This window comes from Citrobacter cronae (assembly GCF_016893685.1).
In the GTDB taxonomy this organism is placed as follows: domain Bacteria; phylum Pseudomonadota; class Gammaproteobacteria; order Enterobacterales; family Enterobacteriaceae; genus Citrobacter; species Citrobacter werkmanii.
In genome coordinates this window covers 3,076,576-3,076,776 of record NZ_CP069763.1, presented here as the reverse complement: position 1 = coordinate 3,076,776, position 201 = coordinate 3,076,576, and the positions used below count along the sequence as shown (strand labels likewise).

The following is a 201-nucleotide window of genomic DNA, read 5'->3' as shown; positions in this document are numbered from 1 at the left end:
GGCAACAAAACCCGTCTGGCGTTCGCCGGTCTGAAATTCGGCGACGCGGGCTCCTTCGACTACGGTCGTAACTACGGCGTCGTATACGATGCGCTGGGTTACACCGATATGCTGCCAGAATTCGGTGGTGATACCGCTGCTTCTGACCAGTTCTTCTCCCAGCGTAACGGCGGTCTCGCAACCTACCGTAACTCCAACTTG

1 protein-coding gene is annotated in these 201 nt (G+C 57.2%); it reads left to right on the top strand.

Annotated elements, in window-relative coordinates; translation table 11 throughout:
* Positions 1-201, top strand: a 201-nt coding sequence (locus JSN25_RS22090; protein WP_233638153.1) for a porin, incomplete at both ends; no start/stop codon positions are given.